The organism is Nonomuraea rosea (assembly GCF_039539705.1).
GTDB classification, from domain to species: Bacteria; Actinomycetota; Actinomycetes; order Streptosporangiales; family Streptosporangiaceae; genus Nonomuraea; species Nonomuraea rosea.
Genome location: NZ_BAABDQ010000034.1, coordinates 137,953 through 144,714 on the forward strand (window position 1 = coordinate 137,953; position 6,762 = coordinate 144,714).

Below are 6,762 nucleotides of genomic sequence, written 5' to 3' on the forward strand. Positions count from 1 at the left end.
CGGAGATACTGATCAACAGTTAAACATAGAAATCATCACCGAACAATGGATCTTTCCCGCGGGCTCGTCGTGCGGTTTCATTCGCCCGGCCCGCGCGGTGCCGTGGGCTGGGAGGGGTGGATTGTCGGCAGACCGGCAGCCACCCAGGCGTCGACGCCGCCGATGACGTCGGTGGCGTTGTCCAAGCCGAGCTCCCGCAGCGCCGCCGCGGCCAGCGAGGAGGAGTAGCCTTCGGCGCAGATCACGATCCACTGGATGTGGCGGGAGTCCGCCTCGGGAATGCGGGAGTCGCACGTGGGGTCGAGTCGCCACTCCAGGTGGTTGCGCTCGATCACGATGGCTCCGGGGATCTCTCCCGCGGCCCTGCGCTGATGCTCGGGCCGGGTGTCGACGATCTTCGCGCCACGGCCCACGGCGGCCCACGCCTCCACGGGCCACAGACGCCGCAGCTCCGCGCGGGCCTGTGCCAGGAACCGGTCGACCTCAGCCGCGGGGGCGGAGTACACGCCGGTCGTTGTCAATGCGCTGGGTGATTCCCCGGACATCGAGACACTCCAAGAGAGGAAGGGCGACGCGGCGGCTGGTGCCCAGGGCGACCCGCGCGTCGCTGACGGTGAAAGGTGCGGGCAGCCCCGCGAGGGTGTCGGCGGCCTGGTCCAGCGCGCCGGGCAGGAGCACGACGTTCTTGCCGATCGACAGCACCACGCCCGACCGGAGCGCGGCCGCCAGCGCCTTGCCCGTGAGGCCGAGTTCGTCCAGGCGCTCGGCGGTGGGGGCGTTGAAGGGGTGTCCGTCGAGGTCGGCGGCGAGCCGCGCGACCGCCTTGGCGATCGCGGGCGGCAGCGCCCGGCCGGCGGGCAGGATACGCCCGCCTTCGACGACCAGCGGCGCCACGACGAGTGCCGCCGCGAGCCGCCGATCGGGCAGCCCGAGCAGCTGGGCCGCGGCGTCCACGGTGACGCCCGGATCGAGCGCGGGCCGCCGCGCGACGTGGTCGGCGAGACGGCGGGTCAGCGACGACCAGTGCTCCGGGTCGGCGTACCAGTCGCCGGTCACCGGCGACCCGCCGGGCGGGCAGCCCATCGCCCTGAGCTCGCTTCCCGTCAGCAGGCCGTGCCAGCGCAGCAGGGCCGCGGCGTCGGGCAGGGTCACTTCGTCGAGCGCGGCCGCCCTGGCCGCCGCGGCACCCCGGCGCCGCAGCGCGGGGGGACGGACGTCCAGCACCTGGAACCCGGCGACGATCTCCCGCCTGCCGGGATCGCGGAGCAGGCCCCGATCGCTCGTTCTGAGCGGCAGGGAGCGGTTGAGGGTGAGCCTGGCGGTGCCGGAGCCCAGGGAGCGGATCCTGACGGGAACGGCGGCCGAGCCCAGGTGCAGCACCGCCGCTTCCCTCCGATGGTCCATCGCCGGATCCAGCCGTACGTCGATGACCTGGGCCGGCGTCCACGCCTGCGGCGTCACCAGCGCCATGCCCCGGGACAGGTCGTCGCGATCGACGCCCCTGAGGTTCACCGCGACGCGGGCGGTCGCGGCGACCCGCTCCGCCTGCTCGCCGAGGGTCTGCAGCCCCCGGATCCTGACCCGGCTCCCGCCCGCCTCCAGCTCGTCGCCGATGCGGAGCGTGCCCCCGGTCAGGGTGCCGGTGACGACGGTCCCGGCCCCTGCGATGGTGAACACCCGGTCGATCCATAACCGGACGGTGTCCTCGGTGTCCGGCTCGGGCAGCGCGGCGGCGAGCCGGGCCAGGGCGGCCTCCAGCTCGTCGAGCCCCTGCCGGGTCCGCCCGCTGACGACGACGCCGTCGATCCCCGCCAGCCCGGTCTTCTGGAGATGGCTGTAGGTCTCCTTCCAGGCGGGCTCGGGATCGGCGAGGTCGGCCCGGGTGATGACCGCGAGGCCGTGCCGGACGCCCAGGGCCTCCAGCGCCGCCAGGTGCTCGGCAGACTGGGCCTGCCATCCTTGGTCGGCGGCCACGACGAGCATCACGGCAGGGCACGGCCCCACACCGGCCAGCATGTTGGTGACGAACCGCTCGTGCCCGGGAACGTCGACGAACGCGATCCGCTCACCCGATCCGAGCGTGGTCCAGGCGAACCCGAGGTCGATGGTCATGCCGCGGCGGCGTTCCTCGGCCCAGCGGTCGGGCTCCATCCCGGTCAGCGCCCGGACCAGCGTCGACTTGCCGTGGTCCACGTGCCCGGTGGTCGCGATCACCTGCATGAGTGCTCTACGGCGGCGGCGATGACCTCGTCCTGATCGGGTTCGACCGCGCGCAGGTCGAGCACCAGCCGCCCGCCCGTGATCCGGCCGATCACGGGCGGATCGTAGGAACGCAGCCGCGCGGCCAGGTTCTCGTCCACGGCGATTCCCGCGCTGGGCAGCTCCACACCCGGAGCGCCTCCGCCGCCGACTCTGGCGATGGTCGGCACGGCTTCCGCCCGGCTGCCGAGCCGTCGCGCCAGGCGTTCCGCGCGTCCCCTCAGCTCGCCGACGCTCGCGTGCAGCGACCGGTGCAGCGTCGGTCGCGGGCCGCGCAGGGTCGCCTCCAGCGCGGCCAGGGTGAGCTTGTCCACCCGCAGCGCGCGGGCGAGAGGATGGCGGCGCAGCCGTTCCACCAGATCTTCATCGCCCAGCAGGAGACCCGCCTGCGGGCCGCCGAGAAGCTTGTCGCCGCTGGCGGTGACCAGCGCCGCTCCTCGACGCAGCGCGCCGGCCACATCCGGCTCGCCGGGCAGCAGCGGTTCCGGGCGCAGCAGTCCTGAGCCGATGTCGGCCACCACGGGCGGCCCGATCGTGGCGAGCTCGTCGATGGAGACCTCGGAGGTGAAACCCTCGATCCGATAGTTGGACGGGTGCACCTTGAGGATGAAGCCGGTGTCCGGGCCACAGGCGTTCTGATAGTCACGCAAGGTGGTCCGGTTCGTGGTGCCGACCTCGCGGAGCCGGCAACGGGCGGACTCCAGCAGCTCGGGCAGCCGGAACCCGTCACCGATCTCTACCAGCTCACCGCGGCTGATCACGATCTCCTTGCCCGCCGCGAGCACCGTGGTGGCGAGCACGAGCGCGGCCGCGTTGTTGTTGACCACGTGTACGGCCCCCGCCTCGGGGACCGCCTGCGCCAGCGCGGCCAGAGCCGTACGGCCACGGCGGGCGCGCTGCCCGTCGACGAGGTCGAACTCGACGTCGGTGTAGCCGGCGGCCGCGCTGACCGCCGCGACGGCGGCGGCGGACAGCGGAGCCCGCCCCAGATTGGTGTGAAGGAGCACCCCGGTGGCGTTGACGACGCCTTTGAGGCCGCTGGCCGTCGCCGGCAGGAGGGCGAGCGCGGCATCCACAGCGTCGTCAGGGTCGGCCAAGCCCTCGCGGACCCGCTGCTGAGCGCTCGCCACCGCGGCCTTGACCAGGCCTCGGCCAAGCTTCTCCTGCGCGGCGGCCAGCTGGGAGTCTGCCAGCATGACATCGGTCCGCGGCACCAAACTGCGTCGATCCACTCGCGACCATCCCGAATTCGCTGATCAGCGGAGGCGGACGGGAATCGAACCCGCCGCGCCGAGGTACTCGGCGCCACTGGTTTTGAAGACCAGGAGGATCACCAGACTCCTTAACGCCTCCAAAGTGGATCATAGACCTGTGAACAACATCAGGCTCACGCAATACGGCAATGGCGGCGGCTGCAGCTGCAAGATCCCTCCGGGCGAGCTGGAGACTCTGGTCGCTGGACTCTCCCCGACCTCTGCCCCGTCGGCCGGCCGGCTACTACTCGGCATCGATCACGGCGACGACGCCGCGGTGCTCCAGGTGAATGGCGACAACCAGGCCATCGTCTCGACGACGGACTTCTTCACTCCTGTCGTCGACGATCCGTACGACTTCGGCAGGATCGCGGCCGCCAACGCGCTCGCCGATGTCTACGCCGTCGGCGGCGAACCCGTCCTCGCGCTGAACCTGCTCGGCTGGCCCCGCGACGTCTTACCCCTCGAACTCGCCCGCGAGGTGCTGCGCGGCGGATCGGCGATAGCACAGGCAGCGGGCTGCCATCTCGCCGGGGGCCACAGCATCGACGACCCCCATCCCAAGTACGGACTGGCCGTCACCGGCCTCGCTGACCCAGGCCGCCTGCTGCGCATAGACGCCGGCAAACCCGGCATTCCCCTCACCCTCACCAAACCCCTCGGGATCGGAGTGCTCAACACGCGGCACAAGGCAACCGGAGAAGTCTTCCCCGAAGCCGTCGCCACCATGACGACGCTCAACCGCGACGCCTCACGACTGGCGCTGGCCGCGGGGATCGTGTGCGCCACCGATGTCACAGGCTTCGGCCTTCTCGGCCATCTCCTCAAGCTCGCCCGGGCGAGCGGCGTCTCCGCCGTCGTCGACAGTGCCGCCGTGCCCTACCTGCACGGAGCCCGAGAGGCCATCCGTGACGGATACGTCAGCGGCGGATCACGCCGCAACCTCGACTGGATCGCTCCCCACTCCGACTTCGGCGACCTGCCGGAGAACGAACGGCTCCTGCTCGCCGACGCACAAACCTCCGGCGGCCTGCTCATCGCGGGCGAGATCCCGGGCTTTCCGGTGATCGGTGAACTCGTCCCCCGCGGCGAACACCTGCTGATCGTGAAATAGGCAGACCCTGACCATCACCGCGGCGATGGGGCCGGCGGTCGTCAACCGCCTGCCCCATCCGGGCCCGGCAAATGCGATGGTGACCGGCAAAGGGGCAGGAATTTGTGAATAATGTCAGCTTCCTCGGTTTATCTCCGATATTGCATGATTTATGGAGGAATTCATGGTGAAGATCCTTGCCCCGTGTCCCGGACTCACCGGCGGACCGGTGTACTTCGACGACAATGCCACCCCTCCGTCGACCCGCGCGTCGCCGAAGCGATGGCGCCGTACCTGACCATGTGGTTCGGCAACCCTTGGAGCGGTCATCGCTACGCCGAGCGGCCGCGCCAGGCCCTGACGGCGGCGCGCGCCCAAGTCGCCGGCCTGATGGGGGCCCGGGCGCAAGAGCTGGTGTTCATCGCCTCCGGCTCCGAGGCGAACCTGCTGGCTCTGCGCGGCGCGGTGCTCGCCTCCGAGCGGCCCCACCCGCACGTGGTCACCCAGGCCACCGAGCATCCGGCCGTGCTGGAAACCTGCCGCGCCCTGCGGCGCCTGACGGTCCTGCCGGTGGACGGTGACGGCCTCGTCGACGAGACGGTGCTGGTGTCGGTCATGGCCGCCAACAACGAGACCGGCGCCCTGCAGCCCATCTCCGACCTCGCCGCCCTCGCCCACGCCCGCGGCGCGCTGTTCCACTGCGACGCGGCCCAGGCTGCCGGGAAGATCCCGCTCGACGTCCGAACATGGGGCGTGGATCTGCTGACCGTATGGTGTATTGGCACGTCGAGCGCAAGAACGTGTGCATCTACAGCCAGGTGCGATCCACCACGGACTCCGAGGTGGCCTCGATGATCGAGGGCTTGCTCCGTCATCTGACCAGCGCGGAGATCGATCGCCAGTACACCGATACCCACGGAGCTTCAATCGTTGGCTTTGCGTTCTCGCACTTGCTGGACTTCAAGCTGCTGCCCGGCTGAAGAACATCGGTTCGGCCCGCCTGTACAGGCCCGGGCCTGAACGTGGTGGAGAACTGGAATTCGGCCAATAGGGACATCTTCTACGGTAAGGCCGGTGATCTGACCGGCGACGACCGCGAACACGTCGAGGTCTCGGCGCTGGCCCTCCACCTGGTCCAGGCCGCGATCGTCTACCTGAACACCAGGATGGTGCAGATCGTCCTCGCCGAGCCGAAGTGGCGAAAGAAGCTCACCGACGCCGACCGGCGCGCCCTGTCGGCTCTGTTCTGGTCCCATCTGAACCTGTACGGCAAGTTCGAGCTTGGCATGAGCAAACAGCTCGACCTCGGGCCGGCGCCGGGCGCTGAGGATCAACAGTCAGATGGTCCGCTTTGAGCAACGAACGACGCCGATCAGCCAGCCGACAGCCGGCCCTCGTTCCCGCGATCTCGGACGGATCTGGAACCAATGGCTCAGTGATCACGGCCTCGTGCACCCCGAACCAGACAGGGCTGACCCCCTCCCGGCACAGGAACGTGAACATGAAACGCACCGGGACGCCGGCGCCCAGCTCCTCGGACAGCTCGCGGGCTGCCGCGTCCTCATACGACTCGCCCACGTCCACGGCACCGCCGACCATCACGTCATAGCGGCGAGAGTCTCCGCGCTCCGCCAGCTCGTCCTGCAAGCTCCCCCACCAGTGATCGCCAACTCCCTGGGTTTCCACCACAAGACCACCACCCGCCTTCGCCGCGCGCGCCGGAGGATCCTGGACTCACTACGCCCCAGCGACCACGCCCACTGATCTACTGAATGAGCAGCCCGACGAATACCAACTACCAAGATCGCGAATGTGGCTTTTGGGCCCACCTTGACTGGACCCCTTGTTCCCGGACAAGCCCCCCAACTCGCATGCACGTTGCCACGGTGCCCGATGCCGGGCACCGAAGGGTGACCGCCTGATTGCGGTCTGACGTAAGGCTACGGATATGGATAGCAGGTCTCCGACGACACGAGATCACGAGATCGTCTCAGCGATCAATCGGCGTACCGGTGCGGGTTTGAGGATCGTCGGCCGCGCTCTGCATGGGAGGCTCGGCGGCGCCATCTACGCCGAGTGGCCGGACGGCCGCCAAGCCGTGGTGACTCGATTTGCGGGCTCACTCGCCGAAGCCAAGCGTACGGCCGACGTGCTTGC

At 69.8% G+C, this 6,762-nt stretch carries 7 protein-coding genes, 1 tRNA gene and 1 pseudogene; 4 read left to right on the forward strand and 5 right to left on the reverse strand.

Annotation, left to right across the window (positions count from 1 at the left end):
• Positions 1-77 precede the first annotated feature (77 nt).
• From ABEA43_RS49355 to ABEA43_RS49370, 4 genes are all read right to left on the reverse strand, one after another.
• Complete coding sequence (locus tag ABEA43_RS49355; protein ID WP_345573041.1) at positions 78-506, reverse strand: rhodanese-like domain-containing protein; 429 nt, start codon at positions 504-506, stop codon at positions 78-80.
• Positions 484-2,220 (reverse strand): selenocysteine-specific translation elongation factor, encoded by a 1,737-nt coding sequence (selB, locus tag ABEA43_RS49360; protein WP_345573042.1) that lies wholly within the window; start codon positions 2,218-2,220, stop codon positions 484-486. The genes ABEA43_RS49355 and selB overlap by 23 nt, the downstream gene beginning before the upstream one ends.
• A complete protein-coding gene (selA, locus tag ABEA43_RS49365; protein ID WP_345573043.1) occupies positions 2,211-3,491 on the reverse strand; it encodes an L-seryl-tRNA(Sec) selenium transferase in 1,281 nt (426 codons plus the stop codon). The genes selB and selA overlap by 10 nt, the downstream gene beginning before the upstream one ends.
• Positions 3,492-3,518: 27 nt before the next feature.
• Positions 3,519-3,612, reverse strand: a tRNA-Sec gene (locus ABEA43_RS49370).
• 18 nt (positions 3,613-3,630) lie between these two features.
• Here ABEA43_RS49370 and selD point away from each other — a divergent pair.
• From selD to ABEA43_RS49390, 4 genes are all read left to right on the forward strand, one after another.
• Entirely contained in the window at positions 3,631-4,626 is a 996-nt protein-coding gene (selD, locus tag ABEA43_RS49375; RefSeq protein WP_345573044.1) for a selenide, water dikinase SelD, read from the forward strand.
• 183 nt (positions 4,627-4,809) lie between these two features.
• Complete coding sequence (locus tag ABEA43_RS49380) at positions 4,810-5,460, forward strand: cysteine desulfurase family protein (protein WP_345573045.1); 651 nt, start codon at positions 4,810-4,812, stop codon at positions 5,458-5,460.
• On the forward strand, positions 5,376-5,585 hold the full coding sequence (locus tag ABEA43_RS49385) for a Tn3 family transposase (RefSeq protein WP_345573046.1): 210 nt from the start codon (positions 5,376-5,378) through the stop codon (positions 5,583-5,585). The genes ABEA43_RS49380 and ABEA43_RS49385 overlap by 85 nt, the downstream gene beginning before the upstream one ends.
• 42 nt (positions 5,586-5,627) lie before the next feature.
• Positions 5,628-5,960, forward strand: coding sequence for a Tn3 family transposase (locus tag ABEA43_RS49390; RefSeq protein ID WP_345573047.1), 333 nt, complete (start codon positions 5,628-5,630; stop codon positions 5,958-5,960).
• 157 nt (positions 5,961-6,117) lie between these two features.
• Here the strand turns inward: ABEA43_RS49390 and ABEA43_RS68380 are convergent.
• A pseudogene (locus tag ABEA43_RS68380) lies at positions 6,118-6,204 on the reverse strand (NUDIX domain-containing protein); the annotation flags it as partial.
• Positions 6,205-6,762 lie beyond the last annotated feature (558 nt).

Excerpts from the sequence above, each read along its gene's own strand:
- selB (WP_345573042.1), bottom strand. The coding sequence starts at position 2,220 with ATGCAGGTGATCGCGACCACCGGGCACGTGGACCACGGCAAGTCGACG.
- ABEA43_RS49385 (WP_345573046.1), top strand. The coding sequence starts at position 5,376 with ATGGTGTATTGGCACGTCGAGCGCAAGAACGTGTGCATCTACAGCCAG.